We start from the raw sequence: 25,171 nt of genomic DNA, 5'->3' as shown, positions 1-25,171 counted from the left end.
CCCGGGCTCCCGGTGCCCGCCGCTGGACGCTCTCGCCGGTCTCGGTCACGCTTTTCCTCCTGCGGAACGGCCGCGGTCGCGGTGGCCCCTGACGATGAGCCAGATCAGATACGGGGCGCCGACGGCGGCGGTCAGCACGCCCACCGGCAGCTCGGTCGGCGCGAGGACCTTGCGCGCCAGCAGGTCGCCCAGGACGACGATGAACGCGCCGAGCAGCGCCGAACAGAGCAGCGGGATCTGCGCGGTACGGGTGAGCCGGCGGGCGATCTGCGGCGCCAGCAGCGCCACGAAGTCCACCGGGCCCGCCGCGCCGGTCGCCATCGACGCCAGCACCACGCCGACCGCGACCAGCCCGAGGCGGGTGCGGCCCAGCCGGGTGCCGAGCGCGGTCGCGGTGTCGTCGTCCAGGGAGACGGTCCGCTGGGCGCGCGCCGCCCACAGCACGAACGGCAGCAGTACCAGCAGCGCCCAGCCCAGCGGCGCCGCCTCCGCCCAGCCGCGGCCGTTGAGCGAACCGGTCATCCACACCTGGGCCTGCTGGGCGACCAGATAGTCGCCCTTGGTCAGGAAGAGCTGGGTGACCGAGCGCAGCGCGACCGCGAAACCGATACCGATCAGCACGAAGCGGGTCGCGTGCAGCCCGCCGCGCCACGCGAAGAGATAGACCAGCCCGGCCGCCACCAGCCCGCCCGCCACCGACAGATACGGCAGCACGCCGTACGAGGTGATGCCGAAGGTCATCGCGCCGACCGTCAGGGCGCTCGCGCCCTGGGTGACGCCGATGATGTCGGGGCTGGCCAGCGGGTTGCGGGCGACCGTCTGGATCAGCGCACCGGCGACCCCGAAGGCCGCGCCGGCCAGCAGCCCGACGGTCATCCGCGGCAGCCGCAGCGTCCCGACGACCAGCTCCTGCCCGGACGGCTGCCCCAGCAGCACCTTGAGCACCTCGGACGGCGCGACGAAGCTCTCCCCGACGCAGAGGTACGCCACGCTCACCGCGGCCAGCAGGACGGCGAGGACGAGGGCGACCACGGCCGCCCGCCGGTGCAGCAGGAAGGAGCCGCGGCCGGCCCGGACCAGGGCGTAGCCCGTGGGGCGCGCCGTACGCGCCGGGGGCGCGGGCACGGCGGGCGCCGGGGGAGTGACGGGCGCGGTCATGCCGCCACCGCCTTCCGCCGGACCAGGGTGACCAGGAAGGGCACCCCGATCAGGGCGGTCATCACGCCCGCCGGGACCTCCGAGGGCGGGAAGACGATCCGCCCGACGGTGTCCGAGACCAGCACGATGACGGGCCCCAGCAGCGCCGCCATCGGCAGCAGCCAGCGATGGTCGCTGCCCACGACCGCGCGGGCGAGGTGCGGGACGGCGAGGCCGACGAAGGCGATCGGGCCGGCCGCCGCCACGCCCGCGCCGGTCAGGACCGTCGCGCCGAGCCCGCCCACGATCCGTACCGTCGCGACCTTCTGACCGAGCCCCCTGGCGACGTCCTCGCCGAGCGCCAGCGCGTCCAGGCCGCGAGCCACGGACAGCACGAGCACCGCGCCGACCAGCAGGAACGGCCAGATCTGACCGGCCACTTCGCTGTCCCGGCCGGAGAGCGAGCCGACCTGCCAGAACCGGAACTCGTCCAGCGCGGCGGCCTTGGTGGTGAGCACCGCCATCGTCACCGACACCAGCAGCGCGTTGATGGCGGCGCCGGACAGGGCGAGCTTGACCGGGGTGGCGCCGCCGCGGCCACTGGCGGCGATGGCGTAGACGACGACGGAGGCGATCCCCGCCCCGGCGAACGCGAACCAGACATAGCCGGTCAGGGTGTGGATCCCGGCGAAGGAGAGGGCCAGCACCACGCCGACCGAGGCGCCCTGGCTGATGCCGAGGATGCCGGGGTCGGCGATGGGGTTGCGGGTGATGCCCTGCATGACGGTCCCGGCCATCGCGAGCGCGGCGCCGACCATCAGCCCGATCAGCGTGCGCGGCAGCCGCAGATAGCGCACGACCTGGGCCACATCGCTGTCACCGCCGTACAGCAGCGCGTGCAGCACCTCGGACGGCGCGAACTGGCGGCTGCCGACGGCCAGGGAGAAGAGCACCGCGAGCAGCAGGGCGAGCACCGCCACCACCGTCAGTCCGAGCCGGCGCCCGCGCATCCGGGGCTTCATGAGGCGCGGGGTATCGCGGAACGCGCGACGACGGTTCGGGGGCGGCTGGCCTGGGCGAGAGACATCGGGTCCATTTCGCGGTGGGCGCGGTGCGTTCCCGGGCGTTCGCGGCCCGGCGGTGCTGCGAACGGTCCGGGGCGGTTCCGTGCGGACGGTCCGGTGAGGAAGGTAAGGCAAGGCTAAGGGTACGGCCCGGCCGGTCCCGACCCGGGCACAATGGCAGGTATGGCTGCGCACCCCCTGACGGTCGGTTTCGACCTCGACATGACGCTGATCGACTCCCGCCCCGGCATCAAGGACGCGTACCGGGCGCTGTCCGCCAGGACCGGTACCTACGTCGACGCCGACCTCGCGGTGACCCGGCTGGGGCCGCCGCTGGAGGACGAACTCCGCCAGTGGTTCCCCGAGGAGCGGCTGGCCGAGATCAGCGAGGTCTACCGGGAGCTGTACCCGCGGTACGCCATCACGGGGTCGCCCGCGATGCCCGGCGCCCGCGAGGCCGTCGCCGCGGTGCACGCGGCCGGCGGCCGGGCGATCGTGGTGACCGCGAAGTTCACGCCCAACGCCGAACTGCATCTGGCACACCTCGGCATCGAGGCGGACGTGGTCGTCGGCTCGCTGTGGGCGGAGGCCAAGGCCGAGGCGCTGCGGGAACACGGCGCGCGGGTCTACGTCGGCGACCACACCGGCGACGTCCGCGGTGCCCACACCGCGGGCGCGCTGTCCGTCGCCGTCCCGACCGGCCCGTGTGACGCCGCCGAACTGCGCGCGGCCGGCGCCGATGTGCTGCTCGGCGACCTGACCGCGTTCCCGTCCTGGCTGGAGCGTTATGTGACGGTCGGGGCGGACGCCGCCGATGCAGCGGAGGCGGCAGACGCCGCAGACACCGCCTCCGCCTGACGGCGCTGGGCGAGGACGGACCGGATCACCCCCGCCGCGGCGATGAGGAATCCGGCGCCCATCAGCATGCACACCCAGTAGAAGACGGACGGCAGCGGATCGGCCCCGATGAACAGTGGCGTCATCGTGGCGAGAGTGGCCACTGCGCCAACCAGGAACACGATCGCGCCGATTCGGACCAGCAGATCCCCGGCCTGGGGAGTTTCGTCAGACACCTGACCAGGGTAAGTCCGGGCCATCAGCACCGAGGATCCCCCCCGGCGACGTCTTGTCACCGGGCACCGGACCATTAGCCTTGGTGGTGGCGGGTCCGGTGGCCCGCTGCACTGCTATCCAGACCTGTTTCCTTCGAAACTTACGCAGCAGACCCAGCCCAGCTTTTTCCCACGAGTACGAGGACGAGGACAGACGTGCCTACCGGCAAGGTCAAGTGGTTCAACAGCGAGAAGGGCTTCGGCTTTCTCTCCCGTGACGACGGCGGCGACGTCTTCGTGCACTCGTCGGTACTCCCCGACGGCGTGGACGCACTCAAGCCGGGCCAGCGCGTCGAATTCGGCGTCGTCGCAGGTCAGCGCGGCGACCAGGCGCTGACCGTGACACTCCTCGACCCCGCGCCGTCGGTGGCCGCGGCGCAGCGCCGCAAACCGGACGAACTCGCGTCGATCGTGCAGGACCTCACCACGCTCCTGGAGAACGTCACCCAGCAGCTGGAGCGCGGCCGTTACCCGGACAAGGCGCACGGCGCGAAGATCGCCGGCATGCTGCGCGCGGTCGCCGACCAGCTGGACGTCTGACCGCCCGGCCACCGGTCGACCGGACGGCGCGGCCCGCCGTTCCGGCACCGGCCGGACCGCCACCCGGTGCGCACCGGGTGGCCGAACTCACATTCCGTATCTCACAGCTCAGACAGCTCAGACAGCTCAGATAAAGGTCAGCGCATCGCGGCCGAGGGGTGGTACGAGCCCCTCGGCCGCGGCGCGTGTCAGCAGCCCGCGCACCGCGGCATAGCCGTCCTCGCCGAGGTCGGCGGTGAACTCGTTGACGTACAGCCCGATGTGCTGGTCGGCGACGGCCGGATCCATCTCCTGGGCGTGCGCCAGCACATACGGCCGGGAGACCTCGGGGTCGTCCCAGGCCAGCTGCACGGAAGCGCGGATGGCCGCGGCGAGCGCGTGCAGCATCGGTTCGCCCAGCGACCGCTTGGCGATGATCGCACCGAGCGGGATCGGCAGACCGGTGGTGTCCTCCCAGTGCTCGCCCATATCGGCGAGGCAGGCCAGTCCGTAGTCCCGGTAGGTGAAGCGTGCCTCGTGGATGACCAGGCCCGCGTCCACCTTGCCGTCCCGCACGGCCGGCATGATCTCGTGGAACGGCAGCACGACGATCTCGCCGACGCCGCCCGGCACCTCCGTGGCCGCCCAGAGCCGGAACAGCAGATACGCGGTGGACCGCTCACTGGGCACCGCCACCGTCCGGCCCGTCAGATCCGCGGCCGTGCCGCCTTCCCGGGTCAGCACCAGCGGACCGCAGCCGCGCCCCAGCGCCCCGCCGCACGGCAGCAGCGTGTACTCCGCCAGCACCCACGGCAGCACCGCGTACGACACCTTCAGCACATCGAACTCACCGCGCTCGGCCATGCCGTTGGTGATGTCGATATCGGCGAAGGTGACGTCCAGCTCCGGCGCGCCCGGGACGCGGCCGTGCGCCATGGCGTCGAAGACGAAGGTGTCGTTCGGGCACGGCGAGTACGCGATGTTCAACGGCCGGGTCACGGGGTCCTCCTCGCGGACGGTGCCGGTTGCGGAGCCGGTGCGGCCCCGGGGGAAGTGGTGGCGCGCAGCGCGCCGGGCAGTGCGCCGAAGGCGGCGGTCAGGGCGGTGAGCGCGGGGCCGATCCGCCAGGCGGCGCGGTCCCGGGGGCCGACGGCGTTGGAGACCGTACGGATCTCCAGCACCGGCACGCCGTGCGCGGCGGCCGCCTCGGCGACCCCGAACCCCTCCATCGCCTCGGCCAGCGCACCCGGATGACGGGCCGCCAGCTCCGCGGCCCGCCCGGCGCTGCCGGTGACCGTCGAGACGGTCAGGACCGGGCCGGCCGCCGCACCGGCCGCCGCGGCGACGGCCCGGACGAGCGCGGGATCGGGGTGGTGCGCCACGGTCCCGAAGCCGAGTCCGGTGACCGGGGTGAATCCTTCGGGGGTCTCGGCACCCAGGTCGGCGGCGACGATCGCGTCCGCGACGACCACGGAGCCCAGCGGCGCGCCGGGGGCGAAGCCGCCGCCGATACCGGCCGAGACGACCAGACCGTAGGGCTCGCCGGTGAGCGCGGCGGCGGTCAGCGCGGTCGCCGTGGCGGCGGCCGCGGCGGCCGGGCCGACACCGGCCGCGAGCGCGTCGAGCACCACCGGGGCCGGGCCGGGGGAGTGGTCCACGGGCCGGACCGGGCGGTGCAGGGCGTAACCGCCGGGCAGCTGCTCGGCGGTGTACGGTCCCGCGGCGGCGCACACCGCGTCCCGCTCGGCGGCCACCGCCGTGACCACGAGGACGCGCAGTGGCCGCATCAGACGGCCCGCCCGGCGCCCGGCCGCGCCCCGGTCAGCGGGATCAGTCCTTCTGCTTCAGCGTGAAGTGCCACATGGTCGTGGGGCCCTCGCCCGCGCCCATCTCGGCGACCTGGAGGGTGACCTCCTTGGCGTACGTGGTCTGGCCGGTCTGCGGGTCCTGCTTGGCGAAGAGGGTCTCCGCGTCGAAGCTGCGGTACGTCTCCTTGCTGGCCTCGCGCATGACGGGGCCGCCGCCGATGACGATCCAGCCGGACTTCGCGACCGACGGATCCACGCCGACGCGGACCTTCTCACCGGGCCGCACGGTGATCGTCTTGCCGCCCTTCTTGGTGACGCAGGTCTCGATGGTCTTCTTGTCGAGGACCTTGCCGTCACCGTCGCAGCCAGGAGTGGCCTCGGCCGTCACCGTCGTGGTGCCGGCCGTCACGGTGGCGAGCGCGGTCGGCTTCTCACAGGCGGAGAGGGTGATGAGGCCCAGGGAAACGGCACCGATGGTGGCAGCGGCTCGGCGGCCCTTGCCCCAGGAGATCAACGCAGCGGTCATACGGGCAGGCTATCGGGCGCCCCGGCCCGCGCCACGCCCGGGTACGGCGTGCCGCGCGGCACCCCGGCTCACACCACCCGCGGAGTCTGCCTGCCGCCGCGCCGCGCCACGTCCAGCAGCCCCCGGACGGCCGCGATCGCGCCGACCGCCACCAGGCCCGCGGCCACCGCCATGCCCAGCATGCCGATCAGCGGCAGCGCGATCCCGATGGCGCCGCCGATCACCCACGACATCTGCAACACCGTCTCGGACCGGGCGAACGCGGAGGTACGGACCTGCTCCGGCACATCGCGCTGGATCATCGCGTCCAGCGACAGCTTCGCCAGCGCCTGGCAGAGCCCGGCGGCGGCCGCCGCGGCCGTCACGACGATGATCGCCAGCACGTTGTAGAAGACCGCCGCGAGCACCGTCGCGCAGAGCGCCAGCCCCAGCATCGCCGCGATGATCGTCTCCGGGCCGCGCGCCTTCAGCCACGCGCCGACTGCCGTACCCAGCGCGTTGCCGCCGCCGGCGGCGACCGCGACCAGCCCGAGCGAGGTGGCCGGGCCGAGACCGCCCAGCGGGTGCTCGCGCAGCATGAAGGCCAGGAAGAAGGTCAGGAAACCGGAGAGCGACCGCAGCGCGGCGTTGGCCTGGAGACCGTGCAGCACCGACGGGCCGACCGTCCGCAGCCCCGGCCGCCGTGTGCCGGCCGCCGTCCCGCCGTCCCGGGACGTCAGCCGGGCCCGGCGCTCGCCCTTGGCCGAGTCGACCTTGTGCGGCAGCGAGAACGACAGGAACGTACCGAGCGTGAACACCACGAACGCGCCGTACAGCGGCCAGCTCGGCCCGATCAGATGCAGCCCGGCACCCACCGGCGCCGCCGCGCCGGTCGCCAGCAGTCCGGCGAGCGTCACCCGCGAATTGGCCTTCACCAGCGAGATCCGCGGCGGCAGCAGCCGGGGCACCACCGCGCTCCGGACCACGCCGTAGCCCTTCGACGCCACCAGCACGCCCAGCGCGGCCGGATACAGTTCGAGACCGCCGCCCGCGACCGCGCCGGACATCGTCAGCGCCAGCAGCGCCCGCGCCAGCATCGCGCAGCCCATCGCCGCCCGCCGGCCGTGCGGCACCCGGTCGAGCAGCGGCCCGATGACCGGCGCGAGCAGGGCGAACGGTGCCAGCGTCACCGCCAGATACAGCGCCACCCGGCCCCGCGCCTGGTCCGTCGGCACCGAGAAGAACACCGTCGAGGCCAGCGCGATCGTGATCATCATGTCGCCCGCGGAGTTCACCGCGTGCAGTTCGATCAGCTTGCCCAGGCCCGACTCGCCCGCGCCCTGCGCATGGGTCGCGCGCCGTACGCCGCGGCCCGCACGGGTGAACGGCCAGCGCAGCGCACGTCCGGCCGCCCGGCCCGCCCGGCGGACCCGGTTGCCTGCATCCCCGCCTCCGGTCGAGGTGTGCGACACCCGTGCGGTCTTCGGCACCTTCGACGCCTTCGCGGCAGCCACCCCGCCATAGTGCCCCAACTCGCCCAGGGGAGGGCGGTTTCTCCGGCGCCGCGCGCGGAGCACACCGGGCCGCGGCGGCGGGCGGCGACTTTTGCCGCTCCCGCCGAGGGGCCGTCCGCTAAGGAAGGGGTAGCGTGTGTAGCGCGCCACCGGCGGTCGTTTTTGGCCGCGCGCCTTTACGCGATCCCGCAGAATGGGTCGTAAGAGGTGCGCTCGACCGAAACGACCGGGCGCGGACGTCGACGCGGTCCCCTGGTCCGCTCCGCCCGCCCCGGCCCCGCCGGTCGTCCGGACAGGACAGGACAGCTCCGGCTGGCGCACTCGTGAGACGGCGTGGAAGAGAGAATCGATTCTTGTGAGTGCTGCGATGCGAAGCCGTACCCCCGACCGCCTGTGCGCCGAGGCGGTCGACCTTGCCCGTGCGGCGGCGGAGGAGACCGCCCTGCCGGGGATGGTCGGCGAGTACATCGATGCCGTCGCCGACGGAGACCGCGTTGTCACGCATCTCTTCGCCTGCAACGAACCCGGCTACCGGGGCTGGCGCTGGGCCGTGACGGTGGCGCGGGCCTCCCGCGCCAAGATCGTCACCCTTGACGAGACGGTCCTGCTGCCGGGCCCCGACGCGCTGCTGGCCCCCGAATGGGTGCCGTGGAGCGAACGGCTGCGCCCCGGTGACCTGGGCCCCGGCGATCTGCTGCCCACCGAGGCCGAGGATCTGCGGCTGGAGCCCGGCTACTCCGGCGAGGACGTCCCGCCGCCGAACTCCGTCGTCTCGGAGAGCATCGCCGAGGTGGCCGATGTCGCGGACGTCGAGGACGCGGAGGTCGTCCCGGGCTCGCCCGCGGTCCAGCCCGCCCCCGTGCGGGGCGGCATCGCGGCGGTCGCCGAGGAGCTCGGTATGCGCCGCGCCCGGGTGCTGTCGCGCTACGGCCTGCACCTCGCGGCGGACCGCTGGGAAGAGGCGTACGGCGCCAAGACCCCGATGGCCCAGGCGGCCCCCGCCACCTGTATGACCTGCGGTTTCCTCACCCCGCTCGGCGGCTCCCTGCGCCAGGCGTTCGGCGTCTGCGCGAACGAGTTCGCCCCGGCGGACGGCCGGGTCGTCTCGCTGGACTACGGCTGCGGCGGGCACTCGGAGGCCGCCGTCATGCCGAAGCCGCCGCGGCGGGCCGCGCCGGTGGTGGACGAGACGGTGGTCGATGCGCTGTCGCTGCGGCCGGAGCGGGATGGCGGGTCGGTGGAGGAGTCGGGGCCGGCCGAGGAGCTGGGGCACAGCTAGTCGCGGGCCCAGCTGGTCGCGGGCCCAGCTGGTCGCGGGCCCAGCTGGTCGCGGGCCCAGCTGGTCGCTGGGGGACTTTTCCCACGTTTTCGGGTGATCCGCCGTGGCTTGTGCTGGGCGGGGTGCCGCCTTCGTTGTCGGGTGGCGCCGCCGTGCCTGTTTTCCGCCTGGGGCGGGCGGGGTTTGCCTCACGTTGTCGGGTGGCACCGCCGTACCCGTTTTCCGCCTGCGGCGGGATTGGTGGTTCCGGCGGCGGGGGCCGCGGGTGTGCGTCGTGGTGCCGGGGGTGGGCGGCCTCCGCCCAGGTGGGGATGGCGAAGAAAAGCGGGTGTGGGGGTGGGAAAAGAGCCACCGGTGTGGTCAGGGGGTGGTGCTCGGCGGTGTGCGGGGGCGTGGGGCGATACGGTCGGGGACCGATCGAGTCAAGGGAGACCCACACAGTGACCGGTACGTCGATGGTGCGAGGCGCGGCCGAAGGGGCGGACCCGTTCGGGACGGGGCGACTGCGGCGTGGCGTGCTGGATGCCTGGGCCACCTCGCCGGCCCGGTTCCGGGAGGACGCCAACGCCGAGGAGGATCTCGCGCTCGGCGGCTACCGTGACCGGCTCGCGGTGGAGCTGGCGCAGAACGCGGCGGACGCGGCGGCCCGCGCCGGGGTCCCCGGCCGATTGCGGCTGACCCTGCATCCGGCCGACGGGACCGAGCCCGCCGTTCTCGTGGCGTCCAACACCGGCGCCCCGCTGGACGCCACCGGCGTCGAATCGCTGTCGACGCTGCGCGCCTCCGCGAAGCGGGAGAGCGGCGCGGCGGCCGGTGCGGTCGGCCGGTTCGGGGTCGGGTTCGCCGCGGTGCTGGCCGTCAGCGACGAGCCGGCCCTGGTGGGACGTACCGGCGGCGTCCGCTGGTCGCTCGCCGAGGCCCGCGCGCTGGCGCAGGAGGTGGCCGCGCACAGTCCCGGCCTCGGTGGTGAGCTGCGCCGCCGCGACGGGCACGTACCGCTGCTGCGGCTGCCGTTGCCCGCGGAGGGCGGCGCGCCCGAGGGGTACGACACCGCCGTCGTGCTGCCGCTGCGGGACGGCGCGGCGCAGGATCTCGTCGAGCGGCTGCTGGCCGGGATCGACGCGGCGCTGCTGCTGACGCTGCCGGGGCTGGCCGAGGTGATCGTCGAGACGCCGGAGGGCGTACGGGAGTTGAGGCGGCGTCGGGACGGCGAGTACGTCCTGATCGAGGACAGCGAGCGGGGCGCCACCCGCTGGCGGGTGGCCGGTGCGGGCGGGCCGCTGGCGGCGGAGCTGCTCGCGGACCGGCCGGTCGAGGAGCGGCTGCGGCCGGCCTGGTCGGTGACCTGGGCGGTGCCGGTGGACGCCGAAGGCGCGCCGGTGCGGCCGGGGACGGCGCCGGTGGTGCACGCGCCGACGCCGACGGACGAACCGCTGGGGCTGCCCGCGCTGTTGATCGCCTCGTTCCCGCTGGAGCCGACCCGGCGCCATGTCGCCCCCGGGCCGCTGGCCGACTTCCTGGTGGCGCGGGCGGCCGAGACGTACGCGTCGCTGCTGGGCGACTGGCGGCCGGTGTCGGTCGGCACACTGGACCTGGTGCCGGGGCCGCTGGGCAAGGGCGGTCTCGACGGTGAGCTGCGCCGGCAGGTGCTGGAACTGCTGCCGCGGGTGCGCTTCCTGCCCAGCGCGGGTACGCCGGGCGAGGGCGGGGCGGGGGCACCGGCGGCGGGTGCCGAGTGGGACGGCGGCGAGGCCGACGCGGAGCGGTTCGTGCTGCGGCCGGTGGACGCCGAGGTGCTGGAGGGCGCGGGGGCGGCGACGGCCGGGGTGCTGGCCGAGCTGTTTCCGAGCCTGCTGCCGGCGGGGCTCGAACGGCGGCCCGAACTGCGGGCGCTGGGGGTGGCCCGGGTGCCGCTCGGCGAGATGATCGACCGGCTGGCGGGCGTCGAGCGGCCGCCCGGCTGGTGGTGGCGGCTCTACGACGCGCTGGCCGGTACCGACCCGGACCGGCTGAGCGGACTGCCGGTACCGCTGGCGGGCCCGTCCGGGCGGGGACCCGGCGGGGCGGCCGGGAGCGTACGGACGACGATCGGGCCGCGCCAGGTGCTGCTGCCGCTGACCGGTGGCGCGGCGGACGAGGACGTGGCGGCGCGGCACCGTACCCTCGCCCGGCTCGGGCTGAAGGTCGCCCATCCGGACGCGGTGCACCCGCTGCTGGAGAAGCTCGGCGCCACCCCGGCCGCCCCGCGCGCGGTGCTGTCGACCCCGCAGGTCCGGGCGGCCGTGGCGAACTCCCTGGACGCGGACGAGGACGCGTACGACGTCTTCGCCGACGAGATGGCCGCGGGCGGGCCGGGGGCGCCGCTGGACGCGGACGCGCTGGCGGAGACGGTGCTCGCGCTGGTCCGGGACGCGAATCTGGCGCCGGGGGACGAACCGTGGCTCGGCGCCCTCGCGCTGCCGGACGAGGACGGTGAGCTGGCCCCGGCGGGCGAACTGGTCTTCCCGGGGAGCGCCTTCGAGCAGGTCATTCGTGCGGGTGAACTTGCGGCGTGCGATGCCGAGTTGGCGGACCGGTGGGGCGAACAGCCGCTGACGGCCGTCGGCGTCCAGGCCGCCTTCGCGCTGGTGCGGGCCACCGACGTGGTGCTCGACCCGGACGAGCTGGAGCCGCGGGAGGGGGACTTCGCCGAGCCGGACGACGCCGGGCTGCTGGACGCGGTGGACGTGTGGTGCGAGGACCTCCTCGACGCGCTGCCGGACACCCCGGTGCCGCCGGTGGTGACCGAGCTGGTGGCGGTGCGCGATCTGGACCTGGTCGACGACGGCGCCTGGCCGCAGGTGCTCGCGATGCTCGCGCAGCCCCCGCTGCGCGACGCGCTGACCGCGCCGGTGCGGGTGCTGCTGCCGGACGGCACCACCGAGTCCGTACGGCCGTACACCGCCTGGTGGCTGCGCGGGCACCCGGTGCTGGACGGGCGGCGGCCCGCGGGGCTGCGGTCGGCCGGCGGTGATCCGCTGCTGGCCGGTCTCTACGAGTCCGCGGACGCCGGTGAGGTCGATGCGCAGGTGCTGCGCGCGCTGGGCGTGCGGACCTCGGTCGCGGCGCTGCTGGCGGAGCCGGGCGGTGCGGCGGAGCTGCTGGGGCGGCTGGCCGAGCCGGAGCTGCCGGTGCACGCCCAGCAACTGCACGCGCTCTACGGGGAGTTGGCGGAGCTGGACCCCGATGAGGTGACGCTGCCCGACGCGTTGCGGGTCGTGGTGGACGGTGCGGTCCGGGTGGTGGACGCGGCGGACGCGGTGGTCGCCGACGCGCCGGATCTGATGCCGCTGGCGGCGCGGACACCGCTGCTGCCGGTGCGGCCGGCGCGGGCCGCGGAGCTGGCGGAGCTGCTCCAGGTGCGGCGGCTGAGCGAGACCGCCGGTGCCGAGGTGCGCTCCACGGGCGTCCGGCACGAGGTGCCGCAGGCGGTGCGGACGCTGCTCGGCGCCGGTACGCCGGACGCGTACGTGGAGCACGAGGAACTGATCGTCGGCGAGGGAGCGGGCGAGGCCGAGCTGGACTGGCGGTGGACGCCGGACGGCACCCTGCACGCCGCGACGCTGGAGGGGGTCGCGGCGGGGCTGGCCTGGGCGGCGGGCCAGTGGCCGCGCCGGTTCGAGGTCGCGGCGCTGCTGGCGGAGCCGGACCGCGGTGACGAGCTGGCGCGGGCGCGCTGGTTCGACTGACGGCCCGGCGGAGTCGTCCGGCCCGGCGGAGTCGTCCGGCCCGGCGGAGTCGTCCGGCCCGGCGGAGTCGTCCGGCCCGGCGGAGCCGTCCGGCCCGGCGGAACGGCCGGGCCGGACGGGCGGTCAGCCGGTGCTGGACTTCCTGGCGATGCCCCATACGACGGCGATGACGGCGATGACGGCGGCGATGGCGAGCAGCGGCCACCACCAGCTGCCGCCGCCGCTGCCGCTCCCGTAGGAGCCGCCGCCGGAGTAGTGGTGGTAGACGTGATGAGACGAGCGGCCCAGCAGCTCGTACGTCAGGTTCCCCGTGGTGAATGTCATGGGCATGGACCCTAGGCGGGGTTGCAGGCAGACGCCATCATCGACCGCCGTGCCGCCGTGCCGCCGTGCCGCCGTGCCGCCGTGCCGCCGTGCCGCCGTGCCGCCGTGCCGCCGTGCCGCCGTGCCGCCGTGCCGCCGTGCCGCCGTGCCGCCGTGCCGCCGTGCCGCCGTACCGCCGACCGGGAGCGGCCGGTGGCGGGTCAGGCGCCGGTGGCCGGGTGGTGCGGTGGCGCGGCCGAACCGCGCACCACGAGTTGCAGCGGCAGTACCTTGCGCAGGTTGGCGCCGTTGCCGGCCATCCGGGCGGTGAGCGCGTCCAGGGCGGTCGCGGCGAGTTCCGCGGTGGGCTGTTCGAGGGTGGTGAGCTTGGGGCGCAGCCACTGGCCGACCCGGATGCCGTCGCAGGCCACCAGCGACAGATCGTCGGGGATGCGCAGACCGTGCAGCTCGGCGGCGGCGAGCATGCCGACCGCGGCGATGTCGCTGCCGACGAACACCGCGGTCGGCGCGGAGCCGGCGCGGTGCAGATACGGGAAGGTGCTGGCGCCGAACTGCTCGGTGTACGGCCCGTGCAGCACCAGTTGGGCGGCCGGGTCGAGACCGGCGTCGCGGATCGCGTCGAGGTAGCCGCGCTTGCGCTCCTGGGTGGTGGAGAGCTCCTCGGGGCCCGCCACATGCGCGATGGCGCGGTGGCCGAGCTGGACGAGATACGAGGTCGCCTGGTAGGCGCCGCCGTAGTTGTCGACCGTGATGGTGTCGACCTCGCGGCCGTCGGCGAGGTCCAGTTCCTCGTCCATGATGACGACCGGCAGGCCCTCGTCGATGGCCCGGTCGACGTCCTCGTTGGTGCGCCGCATCCCGACGTAGATGAGCCCCTCGACGGAGTGCGCGGCGGACAGCAGCCGGTGCAGGCGGGCGGCGCGCTCGGCGTGCCGGCCGCTGACGCCGAGCAGCAGCGGGATGTCGCGGGCCGCGGCGGCCGCCGCGAAGGCGTCCGCGAGCTGCGCGAAGAACGGGTTGACCAGGTCCGGCAGCACCAGCGAGACCAGGCCGGTGCCGGTTGCGGCGGGGGCGGTGGGCGGGGGTGCGGGCGGGTGGTAGCCGAGCTCGCTCACCGCGGCGTCGATCCGTGCGGCCGTCACCGGCTGGACGTTGAGCTGGCCGCGCAGATAGCGCGACACGGTGGAGGCGGATACGCCCGCGTGTTGCGCAACGCGGGTCAACGTCATCTCGGCTCCTTCTGGCGACTGTGCCACATCCCGGCGAGCCGGGTGTGTTCCCGCACGTGGCGGGCGTTGCCGAGCATACCGCCGCAGGGCGGGCCGGACGGGGAAGGGCCGGTACGGAGGGCCGTTTCGGCCGGTCCCGGGTGGTTTCCCGGGGGTATTGACAGTTTCTCCGGGCCGTGGATACCTTGCGTGCGCAAGTTGCGCAATGGATTGCGCAAAACTCACGAAGCTTCTCCTCAAGGAGGTGCCCCATGGCCCGCGTGCTGATCGCCGGGGAGTCCTGGATCAACGCCGTCACCGACTACAAGGGCTTTGACGCCTTCCCGCACGCCCGGCTGGAGATCGGCTGCGAGCGGCTGGTGCAGGCGCTGACGGCGGCCGGACACGACGTCGTACACATGCCGTCGCACGCGGTGGCCACCGATTTCCCGGAGACCGAGGAGAAGCTCGCGGCGTACGACGTCGTGCTGCTCTCGGACGTCGGCGCGAACACCCTGCTGCTGCCGCCGGTGGTCTTCGGCCAGGGCCGGCCGTTCCCCAACCGCCTCAAGCTTCTTGCGCAATGGGTGCGCAACGGCGGTGGGCTCGCGATGGCCGGCGGCTACCTCAGCTTCCAGGGCTTCCAGGCCAAGGCGAACTACCACGGCTCCGCCGTCGAGGACGTGCTGCCGGTGTCGATCCTGCCGTACGACGACCGGGTCGAGACCCCCGAGGGCATCGGCGGCGAACTCACCGCCGAGCGCCACCCGGTCACCGCCGGCCTGGACGCGCAGTGGCCGATCCTCCTCGGCTACCAGCGGCTGACCGCCAAGGACGACGCCACCGTCCTCGCCACCATCGAGGGCCGCCCGCTGCTCGCGGTGCGCACCGAGGGCGCCGGCCGCACGCTCGCCTTCGCCTCGGACATCTCGCCGCACTGGGCGCCCCGCGAGTTCCTCGACTGGGACGGCTACCAGCGGCTCTTCGACCAGGCCGTGACCTGGCTCGCAGACAGCTCGGCCCCGGCGGGCCGAGACTGAGGGGACGCTGACCCGCGCCCCTGCGGAACACCCGGTTCCTCCCATCAATGACGATGAAAGGCACGGTCGGACAGTGAAGCGCAGCCCCGCGGCGGACCCCGGATCCCGCCGCCCCGCAGAACCGGCCGGAGCCCGCGGCTCCGGCACCCCCGACGGCGGCGGCCCGGCCGAACGCCCGGAGACCGGCGGCGCGGCCCGTGGCACCGCCACCGCGCTGCTCGTCCTGGCCACGGTGCTCGCCGGCACCCTCGGCCCGATGCAGTCGGCGGTCAACGGCCGGCTCGGCCAGCATCTCGGCGACGGCCACGCCGCCGCCCTGATCTCCTTCGGCACCGGCCTGGTCCTGATGGCCGTCATCGTCGGAGCCCGGCCCGCCACCCGCAAGGCGGCCCTGGCCATCCCCGGCCAGGTCCGCGCCGGGACCCTGCCGTGGTGGAACTACCTCGCGGGTTTGTGCGGCGCGGTCATCGTGCTCTCCGAAGGCGTCACCGTCGGCGCCCTGGGCGTCGCCACCTTCCAGATCTCGCTGATCTGCGGTCTGATCGTCTCCGGCATCGTCTGCGACCGGCTGGGCGTCACCACCGACACCAAGCAGCCGCTGACCCTGCCGCGGACCGGCGGCGCGGTGCTCGCGATCGTCGCCACCGTCGTGGTCATCTCGCCCAGCTTCCAGATGCCGCACATGATCGCGCTGGCCGTCATGCCGTTCGTCGGCGGACTCCTGGCCGGCTGGCAGCCCGCGGGCAACGCCGCGGTCGCCAAGAGCGCCCACTCGATGCTGGTCTCCATCACCTGGAACTTCCTGGTCGGCTTCTGTGCCCTGCTCCTCGCCTACGGCGTCCGCGCGGCCACCGGCGGCGTCACCTTCGAGCTGCCGTCCACCTGGTGGATGTACCTCGGCGGTCCGCTCGGCCTGCTGTCGATCGCGCTGATGGCACTGCTGGTGCGCGGTCTGGGCCTGCTGCTGCTCGGCCTGGCGTCCACCGCCGGACAGCTCGTCGGCTCGCTGCTGCTGGACTGGTCGATCCCCTCGCTCGGCCACGCCGTCCACATCGCCACCCTGATCGGCACCCTGCTCGCCCTGGTCGCCGCGGGCATCGGAATGATCCCGTCCCGCAGGACGGCGGAGCCCGCCGCCCGGCCGGAACCGGTCGCCCCGGCGCCGGAAGCGAGCCGGTCATGACCGCCACCGCACCGCGGGGGACTGACTCCGCCGCCCCCGCCGCCCCCGCCGTACAGACCGTCCTCGGCCCGGTCGGCCGGGCCGACCTCGGCCTGATCCTCCCGCACGAGCACCTCTTCAACGATCTCTCCGGCGTCCTCGACCCGCCCAGCTACCGCTTCTCCGCGGCGATCGTCGACGCGCCGGTGGCCGCCCCGATCGCCTGGGCGCTGCGCCAGGACCCGTACTGCTGCGCCGACAACATCGCGGACAAGCCGGTCGACGCCGTGGTCGCCGAGATCCGGGCGTTCGCGGCGCTCGGCGGGCGGACCGTCGTGGACGCCACCTCCAGCGCCGCGATCGGCCGCAACCCGGAGCGGCTGCGCGCCGTCGCGGAGCGCACCGGCCTGCACATCGTCATGGGCTGCGGCGCGTACCTGGAGAAGTTCGAGGGCGAACGGATCACCGCACGGTCGGTCGACGACCAGGCGCGGGCCATCGGCGAGGAACTCACCCACGGAGTCGGCGACACCGGTATCCGGCCCGGCATGATCGGCGAGATCGGGGTCTCCCCGGACTTCACCGACGCCGAACGGGCCTCGGTGCGGGCCGCCGCCCTCGCCCAGCTCGCGCACCCGGCCGTGGCCCTCAACATCCACCTGCCGGGCTGGCAGCGGCGCGCGCACGAGGTGCTGGACATCGTCCTGACCGAGGTCGGCGTCCGTCCCGAGAAGGTGTCGCTGGCGCATATGGACCCCTCGTCGCAGGACCCCGGCTACCAGCGGTCGGTCGCCGAGCGCGGGGTGCGCCTGGAGTTCGACATGATCGGGATGGACATCACCTTCCCCAAGGAGGGCGTGTCACCGAACCCGGCGGTCACCGCGGACGCCGTCGCGTACCTCATCGAGCAGGGCTACGCCGGCCAGGTGCTGCTCAGCCACGATGTGTTCCTCAAGCAGATGTGGACCCAGCACGGCGGCAACGGCTTCGCGTACGCGCCGACCGTCTTCCTGGAGATGCTGGCCGGGCTGGGGCTCGACCGCGCCCTCCTGAAGACGCTGACCCACGACAACCCGGCGGAACTACTGACGGCCTGAGGCCATGGCCCCGGCCCCGCACGCCCTCGGCCCCCGGCCCCGTACAGCGGGGGACCGGGGGCCGAGGACTCGGGTAGCGATGTCAGGCCGGGAACTTCCGTCCCACCAGGCGCCAGACGACCTCCAGCAGCGCCGCCGCCACGACCGCGATGCCGACGGCCGTCCACGGCATGGTCGTCCCGACCAGCTTCAGCTCGAAGAAGCTCTGCAACCAGGGCGTGACGAGGACCACCAGGAACGCCAGCCCCATCGCCAGCACCAGGCAGATCCGCCACCAGGAGTAGGGGCGGGCGATGATCGCCAGCACCCACATCGAGGTGAGGAAGAGCGTCAGCGTCGCCGCGCTGGTCTCGGCGGCTAGCGCGTCCGGGCCGGTGTAGTAGCTGCGGGCCAGCAGGTAGGTGACGAAGGCGGCGGTGCCCGTGATGACGCCGGACGGGATGGCGTACCGCATCACCCGCCGGACGAAGTGCGGTCGGGCGCGCTCGCGGTTAGGCGCCAGCGCCAGGAAGAAGGCCGGGATGCCGATGGTCAGGGTCGACAGCAGCGTCAGATGGCGGGGCAGATACGGGTAGGGGATCTGCCAGCAGGCCACCAGGATCGCCAGCAGGACGGAGTAGACGGTCTTGGTGAGGAAGAGGGTGGCGACCCGGGTGATGTTGCCGATCACCCGGCGGCCCTCGGCGACCACCGACGGCAGCGTGGCGAAGCTGTTGTTGAGCAGCACGATCTGCGCCACGGCGCGGGTGGCCTCGGACCCGGAACCCATCGAGACGCCGATGTCCGCGTCCTTCAGCGCCAGCACGTCGTTGACGCCGTCGCCGGTCATCGCGACGTTGTGGCCGCGCGACTGGAGGGCGGCGACCATGTCCCGCTTCTGCTGCGGGGTGACCCGGCCGAAGACCGCGCCCTGTTCCAGGACCTTGGCCATCTCCTCCTGGTCCGCGGGGAGCCGGCGCGCGTCCACCGGGGCGTCCGCGCCCGGCAGCCCGAGCTGGCCGGCCACCGCGCCCACCGACACCGCGTTGTCACCGGAGATGACCTTGGCCTGTACGCCCTGCTCGGCGAAGTAGCGCAGGGTGTCCGCGGCGTCCGGGCGCAGCCGCTGCTCCAGGACGACCAGCGCGGTGGCCCGTACGTCCCGCCCGACTTCGGGGTCGTCCAGCTCCTTGGCGGAGCGGGCCAGCAGCAGCACCCGCAGGCCCTGGGCGTTGAGCTCGTCGATCTCGTCGAGCACGGGGTCGCCGGCCGGCAGCAGCACATCGGGGGCGCCGAGCAGCCAGGTGGCGCTCTCGCCGTCCGGGCCGTTCAGGGCGGCGCCGCTGTACTTGCGGGCGGAGGAGAAGGGCAGCGACTCGGTGCAGCGCCAGCCGCCGACCGCGGGGTAGGAGTCGATGATCGCCTGGAGGGAGGCGTTGGGCCGCGGGTCGGACTCGCCGAGCGCGCCCAGCACCTGCTGGACGTGGACCGGGTCGCTGTCGCCCAGCGGCCGCAGCGCGCTGACGTCCATACCGCCCTCGGTGAGGGTGCCGGTCTTGTCCAGGCAGACCACATCGACCCGGGCCAGCCCCTCGATGGCGGGCAGCTCCTGGACCAGGCACTGCTTGCGGCCGAGCCGGACGACGCCGATCGCGAAGGCGACCGAGGTCAGCAGCACCAGGCCCTCGGGGATCATCGGCACGATGCCGGCGACCATCCGGCGGACGGCCTCGGGACCGGCCATGTTGAGGGTGAACAGATGGCTGAGGATGAGCCCGATCGCGGTCGGAACCATCATCCACGTCACGTACTTGAGGATCCGGCTGATGCCGGTCCGCAGCTCGGAGTGGACCAGGGTGAAGCGGCTGGCCTCCTCGGCGAGCTGCGCGGCGTACGCCTCCCGGCCGACCTTGGTCGCGGTGAACGCGCCGCCGCCCGCGACGACGAAGCTGCCGGACATCATCCGCTCGCCCGGCTTCTTCACGACCGGGTCGGCCTCGCCGGTCAGCAGCGACTCGTCGACCTCCAGGCTGTCGCTCTCCAGCACCTCGCCGTCGACGATGACCTTGTCGCCCGGCCCGAGCTCGATCACATCGCCGAGCACGACCTCGGAGGTGGCGATCTCGGCGGCCACCCCGTCGCGTCGTACGGTCGGTCTGGCCTCGCCGACGACCGCGAGGCTGTCCAGGGTCTTCTTGGCGCGCAGCTCCTGGATGATGCCGATGCCGGTGTTGGCGACGATGACGAAGCCGAACAGGCCGTCCTGGATCGGGCCGACGATCAGGATGATCACGAACAGCACGCCGATGATGGCGTTGAACCGCGTGAAGACGTTGGAGCGGACGATCTCGGCGGTCGAGCGGGACGACCGTACGGGGACGTCGTTGACCTCGCCCCTGGCCACCCGTTCGGCGACCTCGGCGGCGCTCAGCCCGCGATGGGCCGTTTCCGCGACGGCCCCGCAATCGGAGTGCCGGCCCGGTTCGGGTTCCTCGACTTCGGTCTTCGCCCGCTGCGTCATGCTCTCGACGTTACGGGCGCAGCCGGTGATTCACCCGCTGGATGTCCACAGATCGGCGGTGGGAGTTCTTACACGGTTCCACGGCAACCCGGGACGACCGAAAGGCGTCCGGAGCGGTCGGGAACGGGGCGATACGGCCGGAAGGGGGTGCGTCGGGCGGGGATCAGGAGGGGCCGGGCGCGGCCTTCGCCGCCGCGTCGCGCTTGATCGCGGCGTCGCGCTTGCGGACGTACCAGATACCCAGCAGGCCCAGACCGCCGCCGGCCAGGCAGGTCCACACCCACCGGGTGAGGCCGTGGTCGGCGAACCAGCCGTAGAAGGGGAGCTGACCGAGGAAGAGCACGAACCAGATGATGGTGCCGCCGGTGATCGTGCCGACGACGGGACCTTCGAGAGGCGCCGGGGCCTCGCGCAGTTCGGACTTCTTCCACATGGGGTTCAGCTTACGGGGGGCGTGCGCGGCGGTTTCGGGCGGTGGCCCCGGGTGATGGCCCCGGGCGGTGGTCCGCCGGGTTGCGGAGGCTGTCCGACTGTGTGTCTACGCGCGGAGATAGCGATCATCGTCTTGTTTATTCATACTGAACCTATCCGTATCTGACTGGATTCGCTCGTTGAATCATCCAAACTGATCCGGTTGTTCCTGTTCCGGGCCCACGGGCCCCCGCGCCGCCACCAGGCCCGTCCGACTGAGGTCCCGCATGTCCCCCTCGGCCACCACGCCGGTCGACACTCTCGACAGCCCCGGCCCGAAGCCGCCCAAGAACGGCTTCGACCGCTTCTTCAAGATTTCCGAGCGGGGGTCGACGGTCGGCCGTGAGCTACGGGGCGGTCTGGCGACGTTCTTCGCGATGGCCTACATCATCGTGCTGAACCCGATCATTCTCGGAGCCGGCCAGGACAAGTTCGGGCACCACCTCGACAACGGCCAGCTGGTCACCGCCACCGCGCTGATGGCCGGTCTGAGCACCGTCCTGATGGGCGTGATCGGCAACGTCCCGATCGCCATCGCCGCCGGCCTGGGCATCAACGCCGTCGTCTCGCTCCAGCTCGCCCCCAAGATGAGCTGGCCGGACGCGATGGGCATGGTCGTGCTCGCCGGTCTGGTGCTGATGATCCTGGTCGCCTCCGGGCTCCGGCAGCGGGTGATGGACGCCATCCCCAACGGGCTGCGGCGGGCCATCGCGATCGGTATCGGCACCTTCATCTCGCTGATCGGCCTGGTCGACGCGGGCTTCGTGAGCCGTAACCCGGACGCCGCGCACACCACCGTGCCGATGGGGCTGGGCGAGGGCGGTCACCTCAAGGGCTGGCCGGTGCTGGTCTTCGTCCTCGGCCTGGCGCTGATGTTCGTCCTGATCGTGCGGAAGACCAAGGGCGCGATCCTGATCGGCATGGTCACCATGGCCGTCGTCGCGATCATCATCAACGCCGTCGCGGTCATCCCGGACGCCGCCTGGGGCCTGGCCGTCCCGAACGTCCCGGAGAAGATCATCGGGGCGCCGGACTTCGGCCTGATCGGTCAGATCAGCCTGTTCGGCGGCTTCAAGGAAGTCGGCGTGCTCACCGGCTGCCTGTTCGTCTTCACCGTCCTGCTCTCCGGCTTCTTCGACGCGATGGGCACCATCATCGGCGTCGGCGAGGAGGCCGGGCTGACCGACAAGGACGGCAACCTGCCGGGCATGGGCCGCATCCTGATGGTGGACGGTTTCGCGGTCGCGGCCGGCGGTGTCGGGTCCGCCTCCGCCAACACCTGCTTCGTGGAGTCCACGGCGGGCGTCGGCGAGGGCGCCCGCACCGGCCTCGCCAACCTGATGACCGGTGGCCTCTTCCTGCTCGCGTTGATCTTCACGCCACTGGCGACCGTCGTCCCCTCGCAGGCCGCCACGCCCGCGCTGCTCGTCGTCGGCTTCCTGATCATGTCCGCGAACATCAGGGAGATCGACTGGAGCGACTTCACCATCGGCATCCCGGCGTTCCTGACGATCATCTCGATGCCGTTCACCTACAGCATCACCAACGGCATCGGCATCGGCGTGCTGGCCTTCATCCTGCTGCGCACCGCGACCGGCCGTTTCCGGCAGATCCCGTGGCTGCTGAACGTCGTCGGCCTCTGCTTCCTCGTCTACTTCCTGCTGGAGCCGATCGAGCAGGTACTGGGGAACAAGTGACGCGGCGGTGCCGCGTAGAACCTCGCCGTCTCGTCGACCGACGTCTTGAAGCGTTCGTCGAAATCCTCGCGAATGAGCGTCCGGACCACATAGTCCTGGACGCTCATTCCACGTTTTGCGGCATGCTGCCGAAGACGCTCCAGCAACTCCCCGTCGACGCGCAGACTGAGCACTCCCGATCCCATAGGGACACGGTCCCCGCGCGCCCCGGTCAGGTGTGTCGCTTTCTGCCGCGTCCTCACCCGTACGGATGATCTCGGGGCCCCGCTCCGCACTTTCTTTAGAAAAGGTAATGAGTTATGCTAACAAACATGCCGGAACTGTCCCGCCCCCAGCCTGACGGCCCCGAGGTGCCCCCCGACGACGCCGCCGCGGTGAACGCGCTGCGGTCCGCCGTGATGCGCCTGTCCCGCCGCCTCAAGCACCAGCGGGTCGACGAGTCGCTGAGCCCCACCGAGATGTCGGTGCTCGGCACCCTCGCCCGGTGCGGCCACGCCACCCCCGGCGAACTGGCCCGCAAGGAGCACGTCCAGCCCCCGTCGATGACCCGCATCGTGGCGATGCTGGAGGCCAAGGGGCTGGTCCGGCTGGAGGCGCACCCCGACGACCGCCGGCAGAAGGTCGTCACCCAGACGGAACAGGCCGAGGCGATGCTCGAGGAGAGCCGCCGCAAGCGCAACGCCTGGCTCGCCGAGCTGGCCTCCGGGCTGGACGAGGACGAGTGGGCGAAGGTGCGGGCCGCCGCGCCCGTACTGGAGAAACTCGCACAGTTGTAAACACCCAGGCCGAGGAGGCGAACCCACTTTGAGTACGGGATCCGGAGCACACTCCGCCCCCGCACCGAACTCCCGTCACGACACGGTTTCCGACGACGCGACCGCGACCACCCAGGGCGCCGCCCCAGGTGTCGCCGCAGGCCCCGCCGCCACACCGCGCAAGGGCACGTTCAGTTCGCTACGCATCCGCAACTACCGCCTCTTCGCCTCCGGCCAGCTGGTGTCCAACACCGGCACCTGGATGCAGCGCATCGCCCAGGACTGGCTGGTGCTCAGCCTGACCGGCTCGTCCACCGCCGTCGGCATCACCACCGCGCTCCAGTTCCTGCCGATGCTGCTCTTCGGGCTCTACGGCGGTGTCATCGCCGACAGGTTCCCCAAGCGCACCCTGCTGCTGATGACCCAGTCCGCCATGGGACTGACCGGTCTGGCGCTCGCCGTGCTCACCCTCACCGGCCATGTGCAGGTCTGGCACGTCTACCTGGTGGCCTTCGTCCTGGGCCTGGTCACCGTCCTCGACAACCCGTCCCGGCAAGCCTTCGTCGTGGAGATGGTCGGCCCGGACGATCTGCGCAACGCCGTCAGTCTCAACTCCGCCAACTTCCAGTCCGCGCGCCTGATCGGGCCCGCCGTCGCCGGTGTGCTGATCGGCGCCTTCGGCAGCGGCTGGGCCTTCCTGCTCAACGGCCTCTCGTTCATCGCCCCCGTCGCGGGACTGCTGATGATGCGCACCGCCGAACTGCACAAGGTGGAGCGAGTGCCGCGCAGCAAGGGCCAGTTGAGGGAGGGGCTCCGCTACGTCGCGGGGCGCCCCGACCTGATCTGGACGATCGTGCTGGTCGGGTTCATCGGCACCTTCGGCTTCAACTTCCCGATCTGGCTCACCGCGTTCGTCCATCAGGTCTACCACGCGGGCCCCGGCACCTACGCGCTGTTCAACGGCCTGATGGCGGCCGGATCACTGATCGGCGCGCTGCTCGCGGCGCGGCGCGCGACCTCCCGGCTGCGGCTGCTGGTCGGCGCGGCGGTCATCTTCGGCGCACTGGAGATCGCGGCCGCGCTGGCCCCGTCCTTCTGGATCTTCGCGGCGCTGCTCGCCCCGATCGGCATGCTCGGCCTGACGGTCAACGTCACCGCCAACTCCAGCGTCCAGCTGGCCACCGACCCCGCGATGCGCGGCCGGGTGATGAGCCTGTTCATGATGGTCTTCATGGGCGGTACGCCGCTGGGCGCGCCGCTGGTCGGCTGGGTCACCGACGCGGCCGGCGCCCGGATCGGCTTCCTCGCCGGCGGGGTGATCTCCGCGGTGGCCGCGGCCGTCATCGGCCTGGTCCTCGCCCGCGCGGGCGGCCTGCGGCTGAAGATAGACCTGCGCCGCGGCCATCAGCATGTGGCGTTCGTGCCACGGGCGGCCGCACCGGCAACGGACCGGGAACTCGCGACGGTCGCCTGACGGACGCGGGTGGCGGCCGTCGGGCCGCGCGGCGGCGCACCGCCACGCGGCCCGACGGCGAGACTGTGCGGTATGAGACTCTTCGCCGCCGTCCTGCCGCCCGCGCCCGTCGCCGACGAACTGGCCGCTGAAATGGCGCGGTTGACGTCCCTGCCCGGCGCGGACCGGCTGCGCTGGACCGGCCGGGACGGGTGGCACTTCACGCTCGCCTTCTACGGCACCGTCGCCGACGCGGTACTGCCCGGCCTGCACGAGCGGCTGGCCCGCGCCGCCCGGCGGCACGCCCCGCACGGGCTGCGGATCGCGGGCGGCGGCCGGTTCGCCGACCGCGTGCTGTGGGCGGGCGCCGAGGGAGACCTGGCCGTCCTGCGGAAACTGGCGGACTCGGCGGCCGCGGCGGGCCGCCGGGCCGGCCTGACGATGGACGAGCGCCGCACCTGGGCCGCGCATCTCACCCTCGCCAGGAACCGCACCGGCGAGCTGCGCCTCGCCCCGTTCGCGGCGGCCCTCGACGGCTTCGCGAGCGCGTCCTGGACGGTCCGGGAACTGGCGCTGGTACGCAGCCACCCGCCCGAGCCGGGCGTCGTGGGCGGACAGCCGCGGTACGAGACGGTGGCGTCCTGGCCCCTGGGGCACTGACCGCGCGGGCGCCGGACCCGGCCCCGGGCCGGGCCGCTGAAGTGTGCGACCCCGGCCCGGTTACGCTCAGAGGGTGGACCCCAAAACCCGTAACCGGATCATGTCCGGCCTGTTCGCCGTGCTGCTCGTCGTCGTGAT

Annotated in this window: 23 protein-coding genes; 11 read left to right on the top strand and 12 right to left on the bottom strand. The window is 73.1% G+C overall.

Going from position 1 to position 25,171, the window contains the following annotated elements:
• Window positions 1-45: 45 nt before the first annotated feature.
• Together ACLJWH_RS10985 and ACLJWH_RS10980 are read right to left on the bottom strand one after the other, a co-directional pair.
• Window positions 46-1,158 carry a FecCD family ABC transporter permease gene (locus ACLJWH_RS10985; protein WP_411141452.1) on the bottom strand — a complete coding sequence of 371 codons (1,113 nt, stop codon included), beginning with the start codon at window positions 1,156-1,158 and terminating at the stop codon, window positions 46-48.
• A complete protein-coding gene (locus ACLJWH_RS10980) occupies window positions 1,155-2,159 on the bottom strand; it encodes a FecCD family ABC transporter permease (protein WP_411141451.1) in 1,005 nt (334 codons plus the stop codon). Before ACLJWH_RS10980 ends, ACLJWH_RS10985 begins: the two co-directional genes overlap by 4 nt.
• 225 nt (window positions 2,160-2,384) lie before the next feature.
• On the opposite strand from ACLJWH_RS10980, the gene ACLJWH_RS10975 reads away from it, so the two are divergent.
• Entirely contained in the window at window positions 2,385-3,059 is a 675-nt protein-coding gene (locus tag ACLJWH_RS10975) for an HAD family hydrolase (RefSeq protein ID WP_411141450.1), read from the top strand.
• Here the strand turns inward: ACLJWH_RS10975 and ACLJWH_RS10970 are convergent.
• Window positions 2,987-3,298 carry a hypothetical protein gene (locus ACLJWH_RS10970; RefSeq protein ID WP_411141449.1) on the bottom strand — a complete coding sequence of 104 codons (312 nt, stop codon included), beginning with the start codon at window positions 3,296-3,298 and terminating at the stop codon, window positions 2,987-2,989. The genes ACLJWH_RS10975 and ACLJWH_RS10970 overlap by 73 nt on opposite strands.
• A gap of 171 nt (window positions 3,299-3,469) precedes the next feature.
• On the opposite strand from ACLJWH_RS10970, the gene ACLJWH_RS10965 reads away from it, so the two are divergent.
• Window positions 3,470-3,853, top strand: a complete 384-nt coding sequence (locus ACLJWH_RS10965) for a cold-shock protein (protein ID WP_046926517.1) — start codon at window positions 3,470-3,472, stop codon at window positions 3,851-3,853.
• 126 nt (window positions 3,854-3,979) lie between these two features.
• Here the strand turns inward: ACLJWH_RS10965 and ACLJWH_RS10960 are convergent, their stop codons facing one another.
• The 4 genes from ACLJWH_RS10960 to ACLJWH_RS10945 form a co-directional block, all read right to left on the bottom strand.
• Window positions 3,980-4,831 carry a 1,4-dihydroxy-6-naphthoate synthase gene (locus ACLJWH_RS10960; protein WP_411141448.1) on the bottom strand — a complete coding sequence of 284 codons (852 nt, stop codon included), beginning with the start codon at window positions 4,829-4,831 and terminating at the stop codon, window positions 3,980-3,982.
• Window positions 4,828-5,610, bottom strand: a complete 783-nt coding sequence (locus ACLJWH_RS10955) for a futalosine hydrolase (protein ID WP_411141796.1) — start codon at window positions 5,608-5,610, stop codon at window positions 4,828-4,830. The genes ACLJWH_RS10960 and ACLJWH_RS10955 overlap by 4 nt, the downstream gene beginning before the upstream one ends.
• Window positions 5,611-5,662: 52 nt before the next feature.
• Complete coding sequence (locus ACLJWH_RS10950) at window positions 5,663-6,166, bottom strand: hypothetical protein (RefSeq protein ID WP_411141447.1); 504 nt, start codon at window positions 6,164-6,166, stop codon at window positions 5,663-5,665.
• Window positions 6,167-6,234: 68 nt separating this feature from the next.
• Window positions 6,235-7,617, bottom strand: a complete 1,383-nt coding sequence (locus ACLJWH_RS10945; protein WP_411141795.1) for an MFS transporter — start codon at window positions 7,615-7,617, stop codon at window positions 6,235-6,237.
• A 409-nt stretch (window positions 7,618-8,026) separates the two neighbouring features.
• On the opposite strand from ACLJWH_RS10945, the gene ACLJWH_RS10940 reads away from it, so the two are divergent.
• Both ACLJWH_RS10940 and ACLJWH_RS10935 read left to right on the top strand, forming a co-directional pair.
• Window positions 8,027-8,938, top strand: a complete 912-nt coding sequence (locus tag ACLJWH_RS10940) for a DUF3027 domain-containing protein (RefSeq protein ID WP_411141446.1) — start codon at window positions 8,027-8,029, stop codon at window positions 8,936-8,938.
• 455 nt (window positions 8,939-9,393) lie between these two features.
• Window positions 9,394-12,666: a sacsin N-terminal ATP-binding-like domain-containing protein gene (locus ACLJWH_RS10935; RefSeq protein WP_411141794.1), complete on the top strand. Its 3,273-nt coding sequence runs from the start codon at window positions 9,394-9,396 to the stop codon at window positions 12,664-12,666.
• Window positions 12,667-12,789: 123 nt separating this feature from the next.
• Here the strand turns inward: ACLJWH_RS10935 and ACLJWH_RS10930 are convergent, their stop codons facing one another.
• Both ACLJWH_RS10930 and ACLJWH_RS10925 read right to left on the bottom strand, forming a co-directional pair.
• Window positions 12,790-12,990: a hypothetical protein gene (locus tag ACLJWH_RS10930; protein WP_411141445.1), complete on the bottom strand. Its 201-nt coding sequence runs from the start codon at window positions 12,988-12,990 to the stop codon at window positions 12,790-12,792.
• 200 nt (window positions 12,991-13,190) lie between these two features.
• Window positions 13,191-14,219, bottom strand: a complete 1,029-nt coding sequence (locus ACLJWH_RS10925) for a LacI family DNA-binding transcriptional regulator (protein WP_411141444.1) — start codon at window positions 14,217-14,219, stop codon at window positions 13,191-13,193.
• A gap of 251 nt (window positions 14,220-14,470) precedes the next feature.
• Between ACLJWH_RS10925 and ACLJWH_RS10920 the strand changes: the two genes are divergently transcribed.
• The 3 genes from ACLJWH_RS10920 to ACLJWH_RS10910 all read left to right on the top strand — a co-directional run bounded on the left by ACLJWH_RS10920 (window position 14,471) and on the right by ACLJWH_RS10910 (window position 17,497).
• On the top strand, window positions 14,471-15,238 hold the full coding sequence (locus ACLJWH_RS10920) for a glutamine amidotransferase (protein WP_411141443.1): 768 nt from the start codon (window positions 14,471-14,473) through the stop codon (window positions 15,236-15,238).
• 73 nt (window positions 15,239-15,311) lie between these two features.
• A complete protein-coding gene (locus ACLJWH_RS10915; RefSeq protein ID WP_411141442.1) occupies window positions 15,312-16,421 on the top strand; it encodes a DMT family transporter in 1,110 nt (369 codons plus the stop codon).
• A complete protein-coding gene (locus ACLJWH_RS10910) occupies window positions 16,418-17,497 on the top strand; it encodes a phosphotriesterase (protein WP_411141441.1) in 1,080 nt (359 codons plus the stop codon). Before ACLJWH_RS10915 ends, ACLJWH_RS10910 begins: the two co-directional genes overlap by 4 nt.
• An 82-nt stretch (window positions 17,498-17,579) precedes the next feature.
• Here ACLJWH_RS10910 and ACLJWH_RS10905 read toward each other — a convergent pair whose 3' ends face one another.
• Together ACLJWH_RS10905 and ACLJWH_RS10900 are read right to left on the bottom strand one after the other, a co-directional pair.
• Window positions 17,580-19,997 carry a cation-translocating P-type ATPase gene (locus ACLJWH_RS10905; RefSeq protein WP_411141440.1) on the bottom strand — a complete coding sequence of 806 codons (2,418 nt, stop codon included), beginning with the start codon at window positions 19,995-19,997 and terminating at the stop codon, window positions 17,580-17,582.
• 163 nt (window positions 19,998-20,160) lie between these two features.
• Complete coding sequence (locus ACLJWH_RS10900) at window positions 20,161-20,430, bottom strand: DUF2530 domain-containing protein (protein WP_411141439.1); 270 nt, start codon at window positions 20,428-20,430, stop codon at window positions 20,161-20,163.
• 265 nt (window positions 20,431-20,695) lie between these two features.
• Here ACLJWH_RS10900 and ACLJWH_RS10895 point away from each other — a divergent pair, with 265 nt between their 5' ends.
• Window positions 20,696-22,165, top strand: coding sequence for an NCS2 family permease (locus ACLJWH_RS10895; RefSeq protein WP_411141438.1), 1,470 nt, complete (start codon window positions 20,696-20,698; stop codon window positions 22,163-22,165).
• Here ACLJWH_RS10895 and ACLJWH_RS10890 read toward each other — a convergent pair.
• Window positions 22,120-22,350, bottom strand: coding sequence for a ribbon-helix-helix protein, CopG family (locus tag ACLJWH_RS10890; RefSeq protein WP_411141437.1), 231 nt, complete (start codon window positions 22,348-22,350; stop codon window positions 22,120-22,122). The two genes, ACLJWH_RS10895 and ACLJWH_RS10890, sit on opposite strands and share 46 nt — an antisense overlap.
• A gap of 126 nt (window positions 22,351-22,476) precedes the next feature.
• On the opposite strand from ACLJWH_RS10890, the gene ACLJWH_RS10885 reads away from it, so the two are divergent.
• From ACLJWH_RS10885 to thpR, 3 genes are all read left to right on the top strand, one after another.
• Window positions 22,477-22,941 carry a MarR family winged helix-turn-helix transcriptional regulator gene (locus ACLJWH_RS10885; protein ID WP_411141436.1) on the top strand — a complete coding sequence of 155 codons (465 nt, stop codon included), beginning with the start codon at window positions 22,477-22,479 and terminating at the stop codon, window positions 22,939-22,941.
• 28 nt (window positions 22,942-22,969) lie between these two features.
• Window positions 22,970-24,394 carry an MFS transporter gene (locus ACLJWH_RS10880; RefSeq protein ID WP_411141435.1) on the top strand — a complete coding sequence of 475 codons (1,425 nt, stop codon included), beginning with the start codon at window positions 22,970-22,972 and terminating at the stop codon, window positions 24,392-24,394.
• Between the two features lie 72 nt (window positions 24,395-24,466).
• A complete protein-coding gene (gene thpR, locus ACLJWH_RS10875; RefSeq protein WP_411141434.1) occupies window positions 24,467-25,033 on the top strand; it encodes an RNA 2',3'-cyclic phosphodiesterase in 567 nt (188 codons plus the stop codon).
• Window positions 25,034-25,171: the final 138 nt, after the last annotated feature.

The sequence above is a fragment of the Streptomyces sp. x-80 genome (assembly GCF_046549095.1).
Classification (GTDB): domain Bacteria; phylum Actinomycetota; class Actinomycetes; order Streptomycetales; family Streptomycetaceae; genus Streptomyces; species Streptomyces celluloflavus.
This window is presented reverse-complemented; position numbering and strand designations above follow the sequence as displayed.